Source organism: Bacillus pinisoli (assembly GCF_023036475.1).
Taxonomy (GTDB): Bacteria; Bacillota; Bacilli; order Bacillales; family SA4; genus Bacillus_BS; species Bacillus_BS pinisoli.
Genome location: NZ_JAJQKI010000003.1, coordinates 177353 through 196569 on the forward strand (window position 1 = coordinate 177353; position 19217 = coordinate 196569).

Genomic DNA, 19217 nt, shown 5'->3' on the forward strand with positions numbered 1-19217 from the left:
GTTCTGGAACGAAAATCAACAACAAGGTTTAACAGAGCCAACGAAAAATGCCGTATTAATCGTTCAACAACACTCTATTCATTAATTGGAAAATGAGGAGGATAACTGCTCTAAAAGTTCTCACCATCCTCTGGGTACCAACATAAGCTTAATAGTAGATATAGGCTCTTTCTAAACTTGTTACGCAACAAACTATATGTAAAAAGCCTAATTATAAATGCGTTAGGAGGGTATATGATGAGAAGACGTTATAATCCCTATTCTCTTCCCCCTTGGCTACGATATTGTCGATCGATAACGGTACAGTTTATTATTCCTATCACAATATTTCAAGGGATTCGTACGATATTTTTACCGACAACCTTTGATGTCATGCTTTTAGCTATTTTCATCTTATTGGCAGTTAGTTTTCACTTGGAATGGCTTTAATATAGGCTCTTTTCTAAAACTTTGTTGCTTTTCAATCTTATATTTCAGCAATTTCACCATATTTAATACGAGTAAACTAACTTTTTAAGGTTAGAAAACATCTCATGATCTCTCGCTCTCAACCCGGGAATGAAAATAGGTTCTCTTTACCATAATGTAGATACTACAAACAGTGAGTATATAACGTGGCTCTTAATGGTGGTTTGACCCTGTTTAGAAAACTGTTGGAATGAATTTGGTGCACAACCCATTGTTAGCTCTCTCTTTTATGAGAGATGACTACGAACAGAAAAATGTTCAATTTCAAATTCGTTCCACTGTTTGTGGAATACTTTATGAAGGAAGAGTGGAATGGAACTATTATACAAACGGTGTGCGGGTTTAGATGTTCATGCAGAAACAATTGTAGCTTGTGTATTGTTGGGTGAATCTGAAACTGACATGGAAAAGGAGATTGAAACCTTTCCTACTTTAACGAAAGATTTATTTCGCCTATTAAAGTGGCTAGAGGAAAAACAGGTTACCCATATTGCGATGGAAAGCACCGGGATTTATTGGAAACCTGTTTACAATATTTTAGAAGATTTCTTTGATATTACCTTAGCTAATGCACAAAGAATTAAGAACGTTCCAGGTAGAAAAACAGATGTTTCAGATGCAGAATGGATCGCCAAATTATTAAGACATGGCTTGATTGAAAAAAGCTTTGTTCCTCCTGAAGACTTTCGTAATCTTCGTGATTTAACACGTCTTAGAAAGAAGTGGATTGGTCATATGACATCTGAAAAGAATCGGATTCAGAAAGTACTCGAGGCTTCAAACATCAAATTGGGAACCGTTATTTCAGATGTATTTGGAGTTTCAGGAAGAAAGCTCTTAGAAAAACTAATGACGGAAGGTTATATAGATTCGGAAGAAGTTGAACAGAGAATCCACGGAAAGATGGCACATAAGAGACAATTAATTACCGATTCATTATTTGGAACATTGAATGATCATCAGATTTTTCTTATCAAGCAATCTTGGATGCACATTGTAAACCTGGAAGAATTAATAGCTGAAATTGAGAAAAGAATCGATGACGTTTTAGTAAAGTATCAAAAAGAAGTAAATCTTCTTATTACAATGCCAGGTATTAAGAAAGACACAGCTGCGGTTATCTTGGCTGAAATAGGTGTGGATATGATTCAATTTCCAACCTCTAAACACCTCGCCTCTTGGGCAGGTTTGTCACCCGGTAATCATGAAAGTGCAGGGAAACGAAAGAGTTCACGAACGATGAATGGAAATCCACACATAAAATCTGCTTTATGTGAAGCTGCCTGGGCTGTTTCACGAAGTCGAAATAAAAGATTATCAACTAAATATTGGTCATTGGCTGCAAGAAGAGGAAAGAAAAAAGCACTCGTTGCGATAGCACACCGAATGCTTACGATTGTCTATCACATGCTTTTAAACAAGGAACCCTACCACGAGACACCCGTAAACTAGCAGTATAGACAAACAATAAAAAAGTTATACGAGAAACCTTAAATTAAGGTAGCTCTACTTTCCTATTGTAAAATTTAATTAGTATTAGGATAAACAGTTCGGGTGAAGTTTAAACCCTATAATTATTTTCACAGAAAAGAGCAACTATCTAAATTTAAAGCAGAAGCTTTGTACTACCAAGTAAAAATCCGGCTTTTGGGATTTTTACGAAAGCAACAATCTATACGAAAACAGCCTTAATATAAGGCCAACTATAATACCCTGCATGCAAGTCACCTAAACCAAATCGCGTAATGATTTGGTTTTTTATTGTGGCTTTGGATTCTTAATCTGCAATAAAAAACGCATAGATATAAAAATATCCATGCGTTTCACTACAAGATTAACTCTATCAAGTTATTTGTGCCTCCTGCGCTTCTTGCTGCTTTCTTTTTTCCTCATGCATCATCACATTCGTCAGGAAGTATTCAATATTCTTCATTTGCCAATATGCTCTTTGTAAATGTTGGACATGCTCTCTTTCCGATTTCCCTTTTTTATTTTTTCGATATTCTTGTACAGCTTTATATAGGCTTTCGGGATAGGCAAGTTGAGCCATGAAGAGTGTAAGTTCATCTTCTCGAAGTGGATATTGCTTTTGATAGGCTTGAAACCATTGAAACCTGTCGTCATTTTGAAACGGAAAAGTCTTACAAGAACGATAGAAGAAATACAGAAGGTCATAAATAGCTGGTGTTCTCTTAGCGCGCTCAAAATTGATCAAATACCCGTTTCCTTCAACATTATATAAGTAATGCTGAAAAGATGGCTTTCCATGGGTAAACGCCGTTCTATAATTCTTTTTTTCCTTCATTTGTTCATGCCATTCGTCTAATTTCCGTGAAGCAAAGTCACTTGCACGAGTTAGTTCATGGTAGTACGTACAAAAATACAACTCAAAAGGAGACATATACGTCTTTTCCTCGCATTGTTCCACATATCTCTCTAAGTTTATTTTTCTCTTCTTCCACTTATCTTTCTCCGTTTCAACAAGCTTTTCAATTTCCTCTTCTGAGACTTGTTCATCTTTAGAAGTTTTAGCATGAAGTTCTCCGAGCTGCTTAAAAAGCTTAAACGCATGATCATTTCGTTCTTCCTCTTGGTTAGCTGACAACCAAGGCATTACATAATAAGCTGACTGTTGTTGGTCAAACACAAAATAAGAACCCGCTGTTGTTCGATAAACAGGTACCGCCATACCATAACCTTTATAATGTAAAAACTTCAATGTACGTTCATATTGTTGAAGTTCAGTAGGAGACAGAGTTGTTTTCTTCACAGCTAGTGTGCCATGTTGGGAATACACCTTCTTTATTGAGCCCCTATCCTCTACATAATCGGCCTTTATTCCATATTCATTTAATAAAGCTTGAATCGCAAAGTCTAATTTAGTGGTCATGTCTGCACCTCCTTTTTACCAGTTAGTACATTAACAAACTATTATCCTCTTAATTTCTAAAAGCTGCTTTATACTAAAGAAAGACGTGAGGAGCTAACACTCTCTCACGTTTTCTTGTACTATCTTAAGTTACCTACAGCCACAGGGATATATAGAATCTGTCCTTCTGCAAGATGCTCTCGGTCTAAATGATTGACTCTTATTAATGTTTGCGCCTGTACATCGTATCTCTCCGCAATAATTTCAAGAGTCTCATCCTTTTGAACAATACACATCTTTAATCGCGTCGTTTCTGCTTCTTCTTCCTTAGCAAAGATCTTAGTTAGGTATAACGCATTTTCATCACGCTTTGTTGTACCTTCTTCTTGATCATCCGAAGCTTTCACAGCAGGTGTTTCGACACGACTCTTAAACTCTAATTGTGGGCCTGCATTTCTTGCTAGTACAGGCACTTCCTCTTCTTCTACTTCCTCTTCTATCTGTTCCGCAATAGCTTCAACTGTTTCTTCAGCCTGATCCTCAGCAGCATCTAACTCAGGATCTCTCTTTGCCTCAACAACGAAAGGAGTGTATGGATCTTGTTCCTCAGCCTCCTCCACATCATTCTCCTTATACAGAGATCCTCTCATAAGAGGTTGTACAAGCTCTTCTTCTTCTTCCTCTACTGCTACAGGAACCTCTGGTGTTGCAGGTGCTTTCTCTTTAACCTCTTCTGCTACTTCTGCTACTTTCTCTTCAACGACTTCTGCTACTTCTGCTACTTTATCTTCTACTTCTTCTTCCACATCCTCTATCACGCTTTCAATTGGTTGAAGTGGTTGTGGTTGCTCTGGTGCAGCCTCACTTCGATCTACATCCTCATAAATTCCAGTGATAGAAAGCTCTGCCTCCAGTAAGAGATTTCCTCTTTGTGGCAATTCATAATCAAAGCTCTCAATGGTCACATATACATCGTTTAAGCTTTGAATTCTGTTTTTAGGGATAGTGATATCAATTGGAAACTTGTGTTTTAAGATAGATAATCCTTCTTCGTTCGTCGCAACCTCTTGGACCGTTCTGGCACCAGTTGGTAAAGACGAGCCTTCTCTCTCTGAATCATCTGCATGATACTCCCCTGTTAACATTAGCCCACCTCTAACAGATATATATTGATCATGCTCTTGGATGATGATTTCAGGATCAAGTGACATTGACAACAATTCTGCTACTTCCTGTCCTCTTTCAAACCAAATGGACTCTTCTACAGAAAATCGTATCGCCGATTGCTTTTCAACTGTCAAAGTCCGTTCCTCCTTTCAAACCCTCCTAAATATTTACGATGTCATTATGAATTTATGATAGTCTACGCTTGTTTATGAGAAAAATTTTATATTCAAGAGAAACTTCTTAACGTTTTTTTACTTTAACTGGTTTACTTTCACTTTGTATGACGGAAATTTAAGAATATGTATAACAAAAGCTGTAGGAGCCCTGTTGGACCACTACAGCTTTTTTATTATTCATATATTCTTTTGATTCGTCCCTCACTCTTATATTCAAAAGGCTTAGGGAGGGATTTTATAAATTCCATTGTCGCCTCTAAATCTCCAGGACCCACTTCCATGTTTGTAGCTCTTGAACTAAATTCCGTTTTACCATACATAAAACTATTGATAACCACGGTATATTCTTTTTCTAAGTCAATCTTACTTCCATCTGGTAAGAAAAGATCTCCTACTTTTCCAGTCTTTGTGGCGTCATTATACGTATACGTATACGTGAACCCAGAAACGAAATAATCAAGTCCCTTTGCAGAAATCTGTAAATTCATAATCTCATATAAATCCTGTCCACTTAAACTAATCTTATTAAGGACATTACCGAATGGTTGGACAGCAAACACATCTCCAAACGTTACTTCTCCTGCTTCCATTGGTGCACGAACTCCTCCACCATTCATTAAAGCAAAGTCAGCATTCATAGCAGCTCTCATACCATCTGCAATTAGATTACCAAGACCAAAATCACCAAATTCGCGTGTAACAGTAGGATAACTCTTTTCAAGAGTATATAAAGATTCACCTACTACTGCTGCTTTAATTGGCTCAACCTTAGCAGCGTACTTTGCCATAATAGCAGCAACTGTTGGGTCTGGTGTGTAATCACTTTGGTATACAGTAACTATGTCAGCTACCTTATGATAGATATCACCAGTAAATGGATCTATTTCAATATCAACATCTGAGAATGCAGATCCATAAGAATAAGCTTGAACAATTAATTTATTATCTACGATTCTATTAACTTTTACATGGTTATGTGCAGCAAAAATGACATCCACTTCATCATTAATTTGTTCAGCAATTCGACTCGCATCAAATGCATCTGTATATCCCGTTTGAGCTGCTGGATTATGGGCTAATACAATGATTGCCTCAACACCTTGGCTCTTTAGTTCTGCCGTATACTTGTTAATCGCTTGCACTTCGTCCGTGATTTTTAATGTCTCGTTTCCTTTACGAACGATCATATCTGGTGTTTCTTGTGTGACCACTCCGATAAATCCAATTTTCTGTCCACCAAGAGTGTGAACTGTATAAGGTGCTGTAATTAGTTGACCATCTCTTGTATCAAATGCATTTGCTGCAACCATAGGGAAATCGGTACCATCATAACCTGGATTTCCATTTGGATGATCTCCACCGTAAAGAATGCGACGAAGCTCATCGATTCCCTCATCAAATTCATGATTTCCAAGCGTTCCTGCATCAAAGCCCATTGCTTCTAGTACTTCAATAGTTGGCTCATCTTGGAATAAAGCAGAAATTAATGGACTTCCACCAATCATATCACCTGCATGAACAAGTAAAGTGTTTGGATTCGTTGCTTCTCTTTCTTTTAATGCTGCTGCTGTATATTCAATTTTACCAGCAGGAATTTTATCTTTTCCTATTAAACTAGTCGTATCTAGCTGTCCATGTAAATCATTTAAACCTAAGATTTGAACTTTTACACCTCGGTTTAAGTCAATCGTAAAGATTCCAAAACCTTTTGCATCTGTAGTACCGGTAAAAGTAAATGGACTTCTCTCAGTAATATATTGCTCTGCTTTTGGAGAAGTTGTAAATGTGACATTTACCTCTTCTGAGATCGGTGCAATAGCCCAATTGTTATCGGCTGTTGGAGTAATTTCCTTAACTTCAGAAATATAATCCATTAAGATTTGGCGATTTTCATCTGCAGAATCTACAACCATTTCACTGACCTTCACACCTGGGAAGTTCCCACCACCACCAGCACGGTAATTATTTGTAACCACAATAAAATCCTGATCTAAATCTAAAGATTCTCCATTATATTCTAAGTTCACGACACGGCTTGAGTCAGGATTTAATAATTCACCTTTTAAACCATACTTAGCAGGTTGTGTAACATCAATTTGATACTCTACTCCATCTATCACATCAAAATTATAGACTGGAAAAGCTGGATTTAATAACTCTTGAGTATCTGTTTTTGAAACGTCAATTTGATTAAACTTTCCTGCTGACATTTCCAGCCACTCTTTAACAGTTGAACCTTTAACCTTAATAGCTTTTAAGGTATTATCGTATAAATATAAATCTCCAGCACTTCGGATTGTCAAATCACCTTTTTTAATTTCAGTGTACTCATCAACACCATTACGCCCCGCTTTAAAAGGAGCACCAACTGATAAAATAGGGAGATGTTTATACTCTGGCTTGTTCAATTCAATGTATTTCTCAACATACCACTTTTGAGCGTTCGTAACTACTTGAATGGATGGATCATCTTGAACTAAAGCAAAGTAGCTGTAGATATCATCAGTTGTCGTACCGATCGGTGTATTTACATATTTAATTGTTGCCGCATGATCAGCTTGCACAGCATCCAATATTGCTTGATCAGGCTGCACCTTGTCAATTTCTTTAGTAAAAGATTGAGAATTGGCTACCGACCATTTTCCCTTTACTTTTTGAAGTGTTAGATCGATAATTCCTAACGATCTACCTCCAAATCCAGCTTGTACTGCTGCCACACCATTAATGGTTCCCTTATTGTTGTCTACTCCTGGTAATAGTTGTCCTGAAGCATCTTTAAATAAAGGATCTAAATTAATGCCAGGAAACGTTTTATGAGTATGAGAGAAAGTAATAGCATCAATTCCTTCTACCTTACTAAGTGCATAAACAGTATCTTCTGTATTAGCTTCATTTCCACTAAATCCAGAATGAGCTAGAGCAATAATGACATCCGCTCCTTCTTCTTTCATCTGCGGAATAAATTTATTAGCTGTTTCTACGATATTTTTTGTAATGACTTTTCCATCAAGATGAGCTTTGTCCCATTCATTGATTTGAGGTGGAACAAAACCAATGTATCCAATTTTAATTACATTTGTTTTCCCAGATTTATCAGTTACTTTTTTATTTACGATCTTATAAGGAGCATATTTGTTTACATCATTAGTTGGGTCTTGATCTCGGTCATCAACATATACATTTGCATTGACGAATGGAAAGTTGGCATCATCATATACTTCGTCTAGAAATTCTAGTCCATAATTAAACTCATGATTTCCTAAAGTCGCCATATCATAGCCCATTAAATTCATAGCCTTTATAACAGGATGTAACTCCCCATCCTCTAAAGGATCTATTTTAGCTTTGTATGTGCCAAGTGGAGTACCTTGTATGAGATCACCGTTGTCTACTAACACAGTGTTTTTTACTTCTGCCCTAGCTTGTTTAATTAAAGTGGCAGTCTTCGCAAGTCCAAGCTTTGGTGCTTCAGCATTCTTGTAGTAATCAAAGTTTACTAGATTCGTATGTATGTCTGTTGTTTCCATGATACGAAGTTCAACCTCTGATTGCACTTTACTCACAGACGTTTTTGTAGCGCTTACATTAGTTGACATAAAAGGTGTTACCAGAAGAGTTAGTGCAAGTGTACTCGACAGTATCTTTTGACCAATCATTGTACTCCTCAATTTCATAAGATCCATCCTTTATTATTATTTGAGAGACTCTTAATCTCCCCGTTTAATATAGCAGATTAATTAGTAGCTTAGTGTGAAATTTTGGTATCTAATCCATTACAAACTTATTACAGAAGAATACTATAAAGACAATGTGTACAACATTTGACATCATTTATTCATCTTGAATGCCACTCTGCCTGAAAGTGGATTTATTATGAGAGGGATAGAATGGAGAAAAGGTTAAAAAATTGAGGGTCCTAATCATTAAGACGATTAGGACCCTTTCAATTATGAAGAAGTTTTTCTACATGTATAACTAAGTAAATTCTATTTACCTTTTACTATCCAAAAACCCGTTATTATAATCGTGATTCCAAGAATTGTCCTCCAGCTTGGAACTTCTTTCAAAAAGATATATCCAATTGCCACACTCACTAAAATCTCCAGTCCTTTAGATACAATCAGAGAGAAGGTTAAATGATCCACTATTTTGGTTAAGAATTTTACTCCATATCCTATCATTAAACTCGCTGATAGGAAAAAAGGCGAAACTTTAACATAGTACCATAAAGTAGATAAGAAATGAGCGTCAACATGCTTCGTGTGATACGCGTATATAGCATTGATTACAAATAACCCGGCTAACATTAACGTTATAGCAAGAAAGATCATAGATGTTTTTCTCCAATTTGATTTGTTTCTATCATTTTGCCTATATGCAACAAATTTATGTAAGGGGAAAAACATTTAGTTAGTCTACTGAATCTTTTGTAACATAAAAAAAGACATTGCGAATTTTGCAATGTCTTTTTCTTCAGGCTCTTGTAAAGATTATATTCGTTAAAATCCCAAAAGCCGGATTTTAACTCGGTAGTACAATGTCCAGTACTAGGAACAAAGTTTTTAAAGAGCCTTACTTTATTTTGTAAGTTTAGAAAATGCTGTTTCTGCTGCTTGAATCGTATGTTCAATGTCTTCATCAGAGTGTGCAGTTGATAAGAACATTCCTTCAAATTGAGAAGGTGGCAGGAAAACACCTTCTTGGAGCATTAACTGATAATAATCTGCAAACATATCTAAGTTTGCTTCTTTTGCTTGGTCATAATTAGTTACTTCTCCATCTTTAAAGAAGAATCCTACCATAGAACCCGCTCTTGTTAAAGAGTGAGGAATTCCATGTTTCTTCGCTGCCGCTGTTAATCCTTCGACTAGTCGGTCAGCTTTTCTTTCGAACTCTTCATATGAAGCCGGCGTTAGTTTTCTTAGTGTTTCCAAACCTGCTGTCATAGCAAGTGGATTACCTGATAACGTTCCTGCTTGATAAATAGGTCCAGCAGGGGCAATCTGTTCCATAATCTCTCTTCTTCCACCATAGGCACCAACAGGTAAGCCTCCACCTATAACCTTTCCAAGACAGGTTAGATCTGGTATTACGTTATATTTACCTTGAGCAGAATGATACCCTACTCTAAATCCTGTCATTACTTCATCAAAAATTAATAACGCTCCGTACTGTGATGTGATTTCCCTTAATTGCTCTAAATATCCTGGTAGTGGCGTCACTACTCCCATATTCCCAGCAACTGGCTCAATAATAATACCCGCAATATCATCACCAAACTGCTCAAACGCATACTTAACGCTTTCAAGATCATTGTAAGGAACAGTAATTGTATTTTGGGCAATTCCTTCAGGCACACCAGGGCTATCAGGCAAGCCTAATGTGGCTACTCCAGAACCTGCTTTAATTAATAAAGAGTCACCATGTCCATGATAACAACCTTCGAATTTCATAATCTTATTACGGCCTGTATATCCACGAGCAAGACGAAGAGCACTCATTGTAGCTTCCGTTCCTGAGCTAACCATACGGACCATCTCAATAGAAGGAATTCTTTCAAGTACTAATCGTGCCAGTTCTGTTTCAATCAGGGTAGGAGCTCCAAAGCTTGTTCCAGATTCGGTTACCTTTTTGATCGCTTCTACCACTTCATCGTCAGCATGACCATGGATAAGTGGACCCCAAGAGAGCACATAGTCAATATATTCATTTCCATCGATATCATAAATTTTTGAGCCCTTTCCTCTTTCCATGAAAAGAGGATCCATTTTTACAGACTTAAAAGCACGAACCGGGCTATTTACTCCACCTGGTAAAAGCTCTTTTGCTTCTTTGAAAGCTTCGATTGATTTTGTAAATTGCTTCATTTGTATAGCCTCCCGTTAATCGTTCTCAGATAACCACGCGGCAGCATCTTTTGCAAAATAGGTAATGATTAAATCAACACCCGCACGCTTCATACTTGTTAGTTTTTCTAGCACAATTTCCTTTTCAGAAATCCATCCATTTTGAGCAGCTGCTTTTATCATGGAATATTCTCCACTTACGTTATAAGCAACAATAGGTGCATTAAAATTGTTTTTTACATCTCGAATAATATCTAAATAGGACAGTGCCGGCTTAACAATTAAGAAATCAGCACCTTCAGCTAGATCAGATTCAGCTTCACGTAAAGCCTCTAAACGATTAGCAGGGTCCATTTGATAGGTTTTACGATCTCCAAACTGTGGCGTACTATGTGCTGCGTCACGGAATGGACCATAGAAAGAAGAAGCATATTTCACCGCGTAAGACATGATGGGTGTGTCGACAAAGCCTGCTTCATCTAATCCTTGACGTATTGCGGCTACAAAGCCATCCATCATGTTTGAAGGGGCAATAATGTCAGCGCCTGCTCTCGCTTGGCTTACAGCTGTTTTGGCAAGTAGCTCAAGACTTACATCATTTTGGACATATCCATTCTCTACAACACCACAGTGTCCGTGAGAGGTATATTGACATAAACATGTATCCGCTACCACAACTAACTCAGGGTATTCTGCTTTTACTAGACGAATTGCCTGTTGAACAATACCGTTCTCATCATAAGCACAAGAACCTACTTCGTCTTTTTCATTCGGTACACCGAATAAAATAATAGACTTGATACCAAGATTCACCACTTCTTTTACTTCTTCTAGCAGAAGGTCAAGTGAAAAATGGTAAACTCCCGGCATAGAAGGCACTTCATGTTTTACATTTTCCTGTTCGACAACAAAGATTGGATAAATGAAATCTTCTTTATGTAAGTGTGTCTCTCTAACCATAGTGCGAAGATTAGCAGACTGTCTTAAACGACGATGGCGATTAAAATAAGTCATCTGATTCCCCTTCTTTCTGAAAGTATGAACTTAATTCATTCATGAGATGAGTCATGGTATATGTAGATGGAACAATAGCAGGAAACATACCCGCGTCACGTGCAGCTTTTTCTGTTATTGGACCAATACAGCAAACAACAGAGTCATTAAGCCAATTTCTCCATTCCCTTCCTTCCAATAACTGAACAAAATGACGAACAGTAGAAGGACTGGTAAACGTGATGGCATCTATTTTATCATGCAACAAACGTAGGATATCATCCTGTTTTGTTGGGCAATATGTTTCATAAACAGTTAACTCTTGAATGCTGGCACCTAGCTTCGTTAATTCCGTTGAAATTACATCTCTCGCTAGATTTCCTTTCACATAGATAAAAGATTGATTGTAAACTTTTCTCCCCTGAAACGCCTCAACAATCCCCTCAGCTGAAAAGGCCTTGGGTAGTAATGTTGGATGATAGCCCATATTATGTAAAGCAGCTTCAGTTTTAGTCCCAACAACTGCTATTTTAATGTTGTTATTAAGTTGAATATGTAAGTTTTTTAAAGCCTTAAAGAAGTAGTGTATTCCGTTGGCACTTGTAAAGATTAACCAATCAACTTGTTCTAATTGAGTTAACATCTTTTTTTCTACATTTGTAAGTGTAGCTGGCCGAAAATCAATAAGAGGCATAATAATGGGTATTCCGCCCTGCTCCTTGATTTTCGTTGCCAGCTCGTTACTTTTCTCTTCATTACGAGTTAGAACAATTTTCTTATCCAGTAATGGAGAAGTGATCACTGAGAATCAAGCTCCTGTTTTACTTTTTGTATTAATTCAGAAGCCCCTTGATTACGTAATATCGTTGCTACCTGTCTTCCGACTTCTTCGTAATCGGCACCTGTAACGGTTTCTTTAAGTATCGTTTTCCCATCTGGTGAACCAACTAAACCAGTTAGCTCTACATTTCCATCTTCTAGTAATGTCGCTAATCCTGCAATCGGTACCTGACAGCCTCCTTCTAGATCATGAAGGAATACTCTCTCGGCACGAACCGTTTTTTCAGTTGTCTCATCATTTAGTTTCTGTAGAAGCTCTAGTAACTCATGATCCTCTTCCCTACATTCAATAGAAAGTGCACCCTGACCTACCGCAGGTAAACAAAGATCTGCTTCTAAGTATTCCGTTACGACATCATCATCCCAGCCCATACGCTTTAATCCTGCCGCTGCTAAAATAATGGCATCATACTCTTCATTTTGAAGTTTTGATAATCTAGTATCAATATTTCCTCTAATCCACTTAATTTCTAAGTCCGGTCGAACGGCCAGTAGTTGCGCACTTCTTCTTAAGCTACTTGTTCCGACGATAGCACCTTTTTTTAGCTCCATTAAAGGAACATGATCTTTGGAAATAAGTGCATCTCGATAATCCACACGCTTTGGCATACAACCTACCATTAGTCCTTCTGGAAGAACGGCTGGCATGTCTTTCATACTATGAACAGCCATATCAATTTCCTTATCTAACATTGCCTGTTCGATTTCCTTAACAAATAGGCCTTTTCCTCCGACTTTAGACAACGTAACATCAAGGATGATATCTCCCTTTGTCACAATTTCCTTCACTTCAAACTCAAAAGGAGCACCAAGCGCCTTTAGCTGCTCAATAACCCAGTTTGTTTGAGTTATGGCTAGCTTACTTCGTCTTGATCCAACAACGATTTTTCTCATTTAATAAAATCCTCCTTAAAACACAGATGTGTTTAAGTATTATGAATACCATATATGAAAACGGGATAGGCTTCCAAATAAAAAGAAATTAATTAATAGTACTAAAAATGCTGCAATATTCCACATTGCAACGGCTTTGCCTTCAATATTTCGACCAACACGTAAGTACAAATAATAACTATAAGTGAGTAATACGATGAATGAGCCTATAACCTTTACATCATACCAGTGGAATGGGTCTAGCGTGATATACCCCCATAAGACTCCAAGTATTAGCGATAACAGTAGCATAGGTACTCCAATAACGTTTAACACGTAAGACATATGATCAAGCTTTGACAAATCCCCAATCCGGATCAGACGCTTACCCCATCGTTTCTTTTTAAGCAGATTATATTGCAACACATAGAGAATAGAAAATATAAAAGAAATGGAGAAGGCTCCGTAAGAGAGGATAGCCATTGTAATATGTATGATCAGCAACTCTGATACTAATTGCTCAGCAAGAATAGTGGACTGATGTTGGGTCGGTGCAAAGGTATGAAGGGACATAATGAAGAACCCAAGCACATTTGTAAAGAACACAATAAAGTCAACCCTTACAAGTCTATTGATAACCAATGAGAGAGTAATTAAAACCCAAGTATAGAAATATAAACTCTCAAATATGGTGAGTAACGGGATTTGTCCTGTATTAATCGTTCTATGAATTAAAAAGAAGGTTTGCAAAATCCAGACAATAGAAAGCAACCAGAAGGCTATGCGATTCGCCTTCCGGTTGTTGTGTAAAAAGTCAATGAAATATAAGAGCACACTCAGTGCATATATTAATACTGTTAGATCATAAATCCAACTCATAATATAATAGTCCTCATCCTTAAACTTCTTGTGCAGTCGTCGAAACCTGCCAGTTTACTTTTTTTCCGTCAGCTTTACCGACAGTTGCTTTTAAAGCTTCATTTGCCTTTTGAATTTCAACATCTTCTTCAATGTCAAAAATCTTCATAAATAACTTTAGTGATTCTTCGGCATTTGGCTCTCCAGCCATCTCCTTCGCCTTTAGAATCGGATCACGTAACAACTGATTAATAATACTCTTTGTATGCTTACTTAATACCTTCTTTTCTCGGTCAGTTAAGTTAGGCAATTTGCGCTCGATACTTTGCATCGTTTCTTCTTGAACAGAAAGAGCTTTTTGACGAAGAGCCGAAATAACAGGCACCACACCTAAAGTGCGTAACCAATGATTAAACTCAACAATCTCTTGTTCAATCATGAGTTCAATCTTTTCCGCTTCAGCTTGGCGCTCTAGTATATTCGCTTCTACAATACCTTGCAAGTCATCTATGTCATATAAAAACACACTATCAACGTTTGAAAGTGCTGGGTCAAGATCACGTGGTACTGCGATATCCACCATGAAGATAGGGCGGCCTTTACGCTTTTTCTCAACCTTTGACATCATTGACTCTGTAATCACATAATGCTTGGCACCTGTAGAACTAATGACAATATCAGCTTCTGATAGCACCGTTTCTAGTTCTTCCATCGGTCTAGCAACACCTGAAAAACGAGATGCCAGAGTATCTGCTTTTTCAAGTGTACGGTTTAACACCGTCACCTTTTGTACACCGTTACTATGCAGGTTCTGAACAGCAAGCTCTCCCATCTTACCTGCACCAAGGATCACAACGTGCTTATTTGCTAAACTGCCGAAGATCTTCTTCGCAAGCTCAACGGCCGCATAACTAACAGATACAGCGTTTGCTCCAATCTCTGTCTCAGAGTGGGCACGCTTAGCTGTCGTAATAGCTTGCTTAAATAAGTGATTAAACACCGTACCAATAGTTTGTTCTTCTTGTGCTAGTAAGAAGCTTGAGCGAACTTGACCGAGAATTTGTGTTTCTCCAAGTATCATTGAATCTAATCCAGCTGACACTTTGTATAAATGCTCAACAGCCATCTCGCCCTCATGAATAGTCAAGAAAGGAGAAATCTCTTCCTTCGTAACTCCAAACCATTCTGCTAAAAATGCTTTAATATAATAACGTCCTGTATGAAGTTGATCTACAACTGCATAAATCTCCGTACGGTTGCAGGTTGATACAATGATATTTTCAAGTATGCTCTTTTGCTCTTTTAATCTTTTCATAGCCAAAGGCAACTCAGTTGAATTAAACGTTAACTTCTCACGAATCTCAACAGGGGCAGTTTTGTAATTGACGCCTACTACGATCATATGCATTTGTATGTTCACCCCCATAAATATTGTAGTTTCATTATAACATGTCTTTTATGAATTCCTGCTCAAATTTGTGAACAGAGTATGAAATCCTATGATAATATAAGATAAATGCTCTTAACATACATAACGCTATTATTATGCTAATTTAAAATAGCTCCAAAAAACACAATATCAAAAAGACAGAGGTTAATCAAGCTATCAATTTTAGAAAGGAGAGCTTATGAAAAAGCAAAGCGTGTTCCCAGGCATTGTCCTTATTGGGATTGGTCTATATTTTTTACTAGATCAACTACATTTTACTGCACTGCAGGTATTTTATTCCTGGCCAACCCTCTTAGTGATTATAGGTGTTGCTTTTCTTGCTCAAGCATATACATCAAGAGATTACCAAAATATTATACCTGGAGTAATTCTTACAGGAATTGGTGTTCATTTTCATCTCATCACTCTCTTCTCAATATGGCCTGATCATTGGGCAATGTTCACATTAATTATTGGTCTAGCTTTCTTATTGCGTTATCAGCAAACAAAGTCAGGACTGCTCCCTGGTCTAGTACTATTAGTATTATCCATTGTTGCCTTATTTTATCAGGAAGTTGTAGGGTGGCTAAGCTGGGTAAGTTCAGTTGTGTCAATCGTTGAAAAGTACTGGCCGATTGTACTGATTGCAGCGGGAATCTACTTATTATTTATAAAAAAGAAATAGGAGAGCAGATTTACTGCTCTCCTTTTTCTCCGATATATTTAAATATGGTTGACCATGCTTCGTCTTTACCTATGCCAGTTTCTGAAGAAAACATAACAAGTGGATCTCCTTTTACCATATCTAACGTTTCTTTTACAACTTTTAAATGCTTTTGCCATTTCCCCTTTGGAATCTTATCAGCTTTTGTCGCAACCACCATGGTCGGGATATTATGATGTTTTAAGAAATCATACATCATGACATCATCATTAGAAGGAGCATGACGTAAGTCTACAATAAGAAGAACAAGCTTCAGGTGCTCTCCTTTTGTCAAATACGTTTCAATCATTTTCCCCCACGCAGCACGCTCTGATTTTGATACCTTCGCATAGCCGTATCCTGGGACGTCCACAAAATATAGCATTTCATTAATGATATAAAAATTTAAGGTTTGGGTTTTTCCCGGTTTAGATGATGTTCTGGCAAGAGCCTTACGTTGAATCATCTTATTAATAAATGAAGACTTCCCCACATTTGACCTACCTGCAAGGGCAATGTGTGGTAACCCATCATTTGGGTATTGCTCAGGCTTTACAGCACTGATTACGATATCAGCAGTATTTACTTTCATGTTTACTCCCCTACTAATGCATGCTTTAATACTTCGTCCAAATGCGAAACAAGAATATAGTTTAAATCTTCTCTCACACTTTCCGGAATATCATCTAAGTCCTTCTCATTTTCTTTCGGAATAATAATCGTTTTTAGACCTGCCCGATGAGCACTTAGTGATTTTTCCTTTAGGCCACCAATTGGTAGCACTCGCCCACGTAGCGTTATTTCACCTGTCATTCCAACTTCTCTTCTTACCGCCCTACCTGTTAATGCCGACACGAGCGCAGTCGCCATCGTAATTCCAGCAGAAGGTCCATCCTTTGGAACTGCTCCTTCAGGTACGTGGATATGAATATCATTCTTTTCATTAAATTCAGGATCAATTTTCAATTCTTCCGCTCGTGAACGGATATAACTAAAGGCAGCCTGAGCCGATTCTTTCATCACATCGCCAAGCTTACCAGTTAGAATGAGCTTACCTTTACCAGGATTAATTGACACTTCAATGGATAAAATATCTCCTCCAAAGGCCGTATAAGCTAGTCCAGTAGCCACACCAATCTGATCCTCAAATTCAGCTTGACCATAACGGAACTTCGGCTTCCCTAAAAATTCCTCAAGCTTCTTTTCTGTCAGAATAATTTTAGATTGCTCTTCTGCTACAATTATTCTTGCTGATTTTCTACAAATCGTTGCGATTTGTCGCTCTAAGTTACGTACACCCGCTTCTCTTGTGTACATACGAATTAGCTTTAATAAAGCATCTTCTCGTAGTTGTAAATTACTCTTAGAAAGACCGTGTTCCTTCATTTGTTTATGAAGTAGATGTTCTTTCGCAATGTGAAGCTTTTCAAGCTCTGTATAACCAGCAATTGATATAATCTCCATTCGATCTAGAAGAGGTCCTGGAATGGTAGAAAGATTATTTGCTGTCGCTATAAACATAACCTTGGATAAATCATAAGGTTCTTCAATATAGTGGTCACTAAAATTATGATTTTGCTCTGGGTCTAATACCTCAAGCATTGCTGCAGAAGGATCTCCCCTAAAGTCACTTGACATCTTGTCAATTTCATCAAGAAGAAACACAGGGTTAATGGTGCCTGCTTTTTTCATCCCTTGAATAATTCGCCCTGGCATCGCCCCAACATAGGTTCTACGGTGACCTCTAATTTCAGACTCATCACGTACACCACCTAAAGAAACACGAACAAAATGACGATTTAGTGACTTTGCAACAGATTTCGCAAGTGACGTTTTACCAACACCAGGTGGTCCTACTAAACATAAAATAGGTCCTTTTAGTGATTGAGTAAGTTTTTGAACAGATAAGTACTCAAGTACACGTTCTTTTACTTTATCTAGACCATAATGATCAGCGTTTAGTATTTCCTCTGAGTGTTTTAAATTAATTTGATCTTCAGTCGCCTTTGTCCAAGGTAATGAAATCAGCCATTCAATATAGTTACGAATGACAGCACTTTCTGCAGAGCTTGCAGGAATCTTTTCAAAGCGATCTAACTCTTTTAGTGCTGTTTCTTTAACGGAATCAGGCATTCCGGCTTCTTCAATCTTATCTTTAAGAGTAGAAACTTCTCCTGTTTTCCCTTCTTTATCACCAAGTTCTTTTTGTATAGCCTTCATTTGTTCTCGGAGGTAATATTCCTTTTGTGTACGCTCCATGGAACGCTTTACTCGTTGACCAATTTTCTTTTCAAGGTTTAAGACTTCTTTTTCATTATGAATGATGCTGATTAGCTTATTAAGTCTTTCCTTCACTTCAAACGTTTCTAAAATATCTTGCTTATCCTTCATCTTTAATGGAAGATGAGACGCAATTAGGTCTGCCATACGCCCTGGTTCTTCAATATCCGAGATCGTCGCATAGGTTTCAGCAGACACTTTTTTAGATAGTTTTATGTACTGTTCAAAATAGTCCAGTAAGGAACGCATTAAGGCTTCTTCTTCTATATCTTTTGTATTCGGGTCATCAAAGATATTTACTTGTACTGATACATATTCGTCCTGGTCAATAACGGATAGAATTTCACCACGGCTTAATCCTTCAACTAAGACACGAATGGTTCCATTTGGGAGCTTTAGCATTTGCTTTACCTTTGATAATGTCCCAACATGATAAATATCGTCTTCTTCAGGAGTATCAATTCCTGCATCAATTTGTGTTGCTAAAAAGATAAGGTGCTCATCAATCATCGCTCTTTCAAGAGCCTGTACTGATTTTTCACGGCCTACATCCAAATGAAGCACCATTGTTGGATAGACTAATAATCCCCTTAAAGGTAAGAGAGGGACGGTCATTTCTTGATTTTTTGCCACTCTGTTGCACCTCCACGTGATAGCAGTGTCATTTATTATCGGTTTAGAGTATTGTTCAATTCTATCGTATTTGTTTTACCTT

The 19217-nt window shown here is 37.5% G+C and carries 15 protein-coding genes; 3 read left to right on the forward strand and 12 right to left on the reverse strand.

The features are described from left to right. Positions 1 to 237: 237 nt before the first annotated feature. Both LT143_RS05515 and LT143_RS05520 read left to right on the forward strand, forming a co-directional pair. The gene (locus LT143_RS05515) at positions 238 to 429 is read left to right on the forward strand and encodes a hypothetical protein (RefSeq protein WP_246940909.1); all 192 of its coding nucleotides are present in this window, start codon (positions 238 to 240) and stop codon (positions 427 to 429) included. Between the two features lie 351 nt (positions 430 to 780). Further along, positions 781 to 1920 (forward strand): IS110 family RNA-guided transposase, encoded by a 1140-nt coding sequence (locus LT143_RS05520; protein WP_246940912.1) that lies wholly within the window; start codon positions 781 to 783, stop codon positions 1918 to 1920. 391 nt (positions 1921 to 2311) lie between these two features. On the opposite strand, the gene ysxE is transcribed toward LT143_RS05520, so the two are convergent. From ysxE to hemA, 10 genes are all read right to left on the reverse strand, one after another. Then, positions 2312 to 3358: a spore coat protein YsxE gene (gene ysxE, locus LT143_RS05525; protein ID WP_246940915.1), complete on the reverse strand. Its 1047-nt coding sequence runs from the start codon at positions 3356 to 3358 to the stop codon at positions 2312 to 2314. Between the two features lie 119 nt (positions 3359 to 3477). Further along, on the reverse strand, positions 3478 to 4638 hold the full coding sequence (gene spoVID / locus LT143_RS05530; RefSeq protein WP_246940919.1) for a stage VI sporulation protein D: 1161 nt from the start codon (positions 4636 to 4638) through the stop codon (positions 3478 to 3480). A gap of 215 nt (positions 4639 to 4853) precedes the next feature. Beyond that, positions 4854 to 8354: a bifunctional 2',3'-cyclic-nucleotide 2'-phosphodiesterase/3'-nucleotidase gene (locus LT143_RS05535; RefSeq protein WP_246940923.1), complete on the reverse strand. Its 3501-nt coding sequence runs from the start codon at positions 8352 to 8354 to the stop codon at positions 4854 to 4856. A gap of 312 nt (positions 8355 to 8666) precedes the next feature. Further along, positions 8667 to 9011, reverse strand: coding sequence for a hypothetical protein (locus tag LT143_RS05540; RefSeq protein ID WP_246940926.1), 345 nt, complete (start codon positions 9009 to 9011; stop codon positions 8667 to 8669). 246 nt (positions 9012 to 9257) lie between these two features. Then, positions 9258 to 10547, reverse strand: coding sequence for a glutamate-1-semialdehyde 2,1-aminomutase (gene hemL, locus LT143_RS05545; protein WP_246940929.1), 1290 nt, complete (start codon positions 10545 to 10547; stop codon positions 9258 to 9260). Positions 10548 to 10562: 15 nt separating this feature from the next. Continuing rightward, positions 10563 to 11540 carry a porphobilinogen synthase gene (hemB, locus tag LT143_RS05550; RefSeq protein WP_246940932.1) on the reverse strand — a complete coding sequence of 326 codons (978 nt, stop codon included), beginning with the start codon at positions 11538 to 11540 and terminating at the stop codon, positions 10563 to 10565. After that, positions 11527 to 12321 (reverse strand): uroporphyrinogen-III synthase, encoded by a 795-nt coding sequence (locus tag LT143_RS05555; protein ID WP_246940935.1) that lies wholly within the window; start codon positions 12319 to 12321, stop codon positions 11527 to 11529. The genes hemB and LT143_RS05555 overlap by 14 nt, the downstream gene beginning before the upstream one ends. After that, positions 12318 to 13253 carry a hydroxymethylbilane synthase gene (gene hemC, locus LT143_RS05560; protein ID WP_246940938.1) on the reverse strand — a complete coding sequence of 312 codons (936 nt, stop codon included), beginning with the start codon at positions 13251 to 13253 and terminating at the stop codon, positions 12318 to 12320. Before hemC ends, LT143_RS05555 begins: the two co-directional genes overlap by 4 nt. 39 nt (positions 13254 to 13292) lie before the next feature. Further along, positions 13293 to 14111, reverse strand: coding sequence for a cytochrome C assembly family protein (locus tag LT143_RS05565; protein ID WP_246940942.1), 819 nt, complete (start codon positions 14109 to 14111; stop codon positions 13293 to 13295). Positions 14112 to 14130: 19 nt separating this feature from the next. Beyond that, positions 14131 to 15498 (reverse strand): glutamyl-tRNA reductase, encoded by a 1368-nt coding sequence (hemA, locus tag LT143_RS05570; RefSeq protein ID WP_246940946.1) that lies wholly within the window; start codon positions 15496 to 15498, stop codon positions 14131 to 14133. Positions 15499 to 15718: 220 nt separating this feature from the next. On the opposite strand from hemA, the gene LT143_RS05575 reads away from it, so the two are divergent. After that, positions 15719 to 16204 carry a LiaI-LiaF-like domain-containing protein gene (locus tag LT143_RS05575; protein WP_246940949.1) on the forward strand — a complete coding sequence of 162 codons (486 nt, stop codon included), beginning with the start codon at positions 15719 to 15721 and terminating at the stop codon, positions 16202 to 16204. A gap of 10 nt (positions 16205 to 16214) precedes the next feature. Here LT143_RS05575 and yihA read toward each other — a convergent pair whose 3' ends face one another. Next, positions 16215 to 16814: a ribosome biogenesis GTP-binding protein YihA/YsxC gene (gene yihA, locus LT143_RS05580; protein WP_246940953.1), complete on the reverse strand. Its 600-nt coding sequence runs from the start codon at positions 16812 to 16814 to the stop codon at positions 16215 to 16217. A gap of 2 nt (positions 16815 to 16816) precedes the next feature. Further along, positions 16817 to 19117, reverse strand: coding sequence for an endopeptidase La (lon, locus tag LT143_RS05585; RefSeq protein WP_272495709.1), 2301 nt, complete (start codon positions 19115 to 19117; stop codon positions 16817 to 16819). Positions 19118 to 19217 lie beyond the last annotated feature (100 nt).

Excerpts from the sequence above, each read along its gene's own strand:
- LT143_RS05515 (WP_246940909.1), top strand. The coding sequence starts at position 238 with ATGAGAAGACGTTATAATCCCTATTCTCTTCCCCCTTGGCTACGATAT.
- LT143_RS05520 (WP_246940912.1), top strand. The coding sequence starts at position 781 with ATGGAACTATTATACAAACGGTGTGCGGGTTTAGATGTTCATGCAGAA.
- ysxE (WP_246940915.1), bottom strand. The coding sequence starts at position 3,358 with ATGACCACTAAATTAGACTTTGCGATTCAAGCTTTATTAAATGAATAT.
- LT143_RS05535 (WP_246940923.1), bottom strand. The coding sequence starts at position 8,354 with ATGAAATTGAGGAGTACAATGATTGGTCAAAAGATACTGTCGAGTACA.
- LT143_RS05540 (WP_246940926.1), bottom strand. The coding sequence starts at position 9,011 with ATGATCTTTCTTGCTATAACGTTAATGTTAGCCGGGTTATTTGTAATC.
- hemL (WP_246940929.1), bottom strand. The coding sequence starts at position 10,547 with ATGAAGCAATTTACAAAATCAATCGAAGCTTTCAAAGAAGCAAAAGAG.
- hemB (WP_246940932.1), bottom strand. The coding sequence starts at position 11,540 with ATGACTTATTTTAATCGCCATCGTCGTTTAAGACAGTCTGCTAATCTT.
- hemC (WP_246940938.1), bottom strand. The coding sequence starts at position 13,253 with ATGAGAAAAATCGTTGTTGGATCAAGACGAAGTAAGCTAGCCATAACT.
- LT143_RS05565 (WP_246940942.1), bottom strand. The coding sequence starts at position 14,111 with ATGAGTTGGATTTATGATCTAACAGTATTAATATATGCACTGAGTGTG.
- hemA (WP_246940946.1), bottom strand. The coding sequence starts at position 15,498 with ATGCATATGATCGTAGTAGGCGTCAATTACAAAACTGCCCCTGTTGAG.
- LT143_RS05575 (WP_246940949.1), top strand. The coding sequence starts at position 15,719 with ATGAAAAAGCAAAGCGTGTTCCCAGGCATTGTCCTTATTGGGATTGGT.
- yihA (WP_246940953.1), bottom strand. The coding sequence starts at position 16,814 with ATGAAAGTAAATACTGCTGATATCGTAATCAGTGCTGTAAAGCCTGAG.
- lon (WP_272495709.1), bottom strand. The coding sequence starts at position 19,117 with ATGACCGTCCCTCTCTTACCTTTAAGGGGATTATTAGTCTATCCAACA.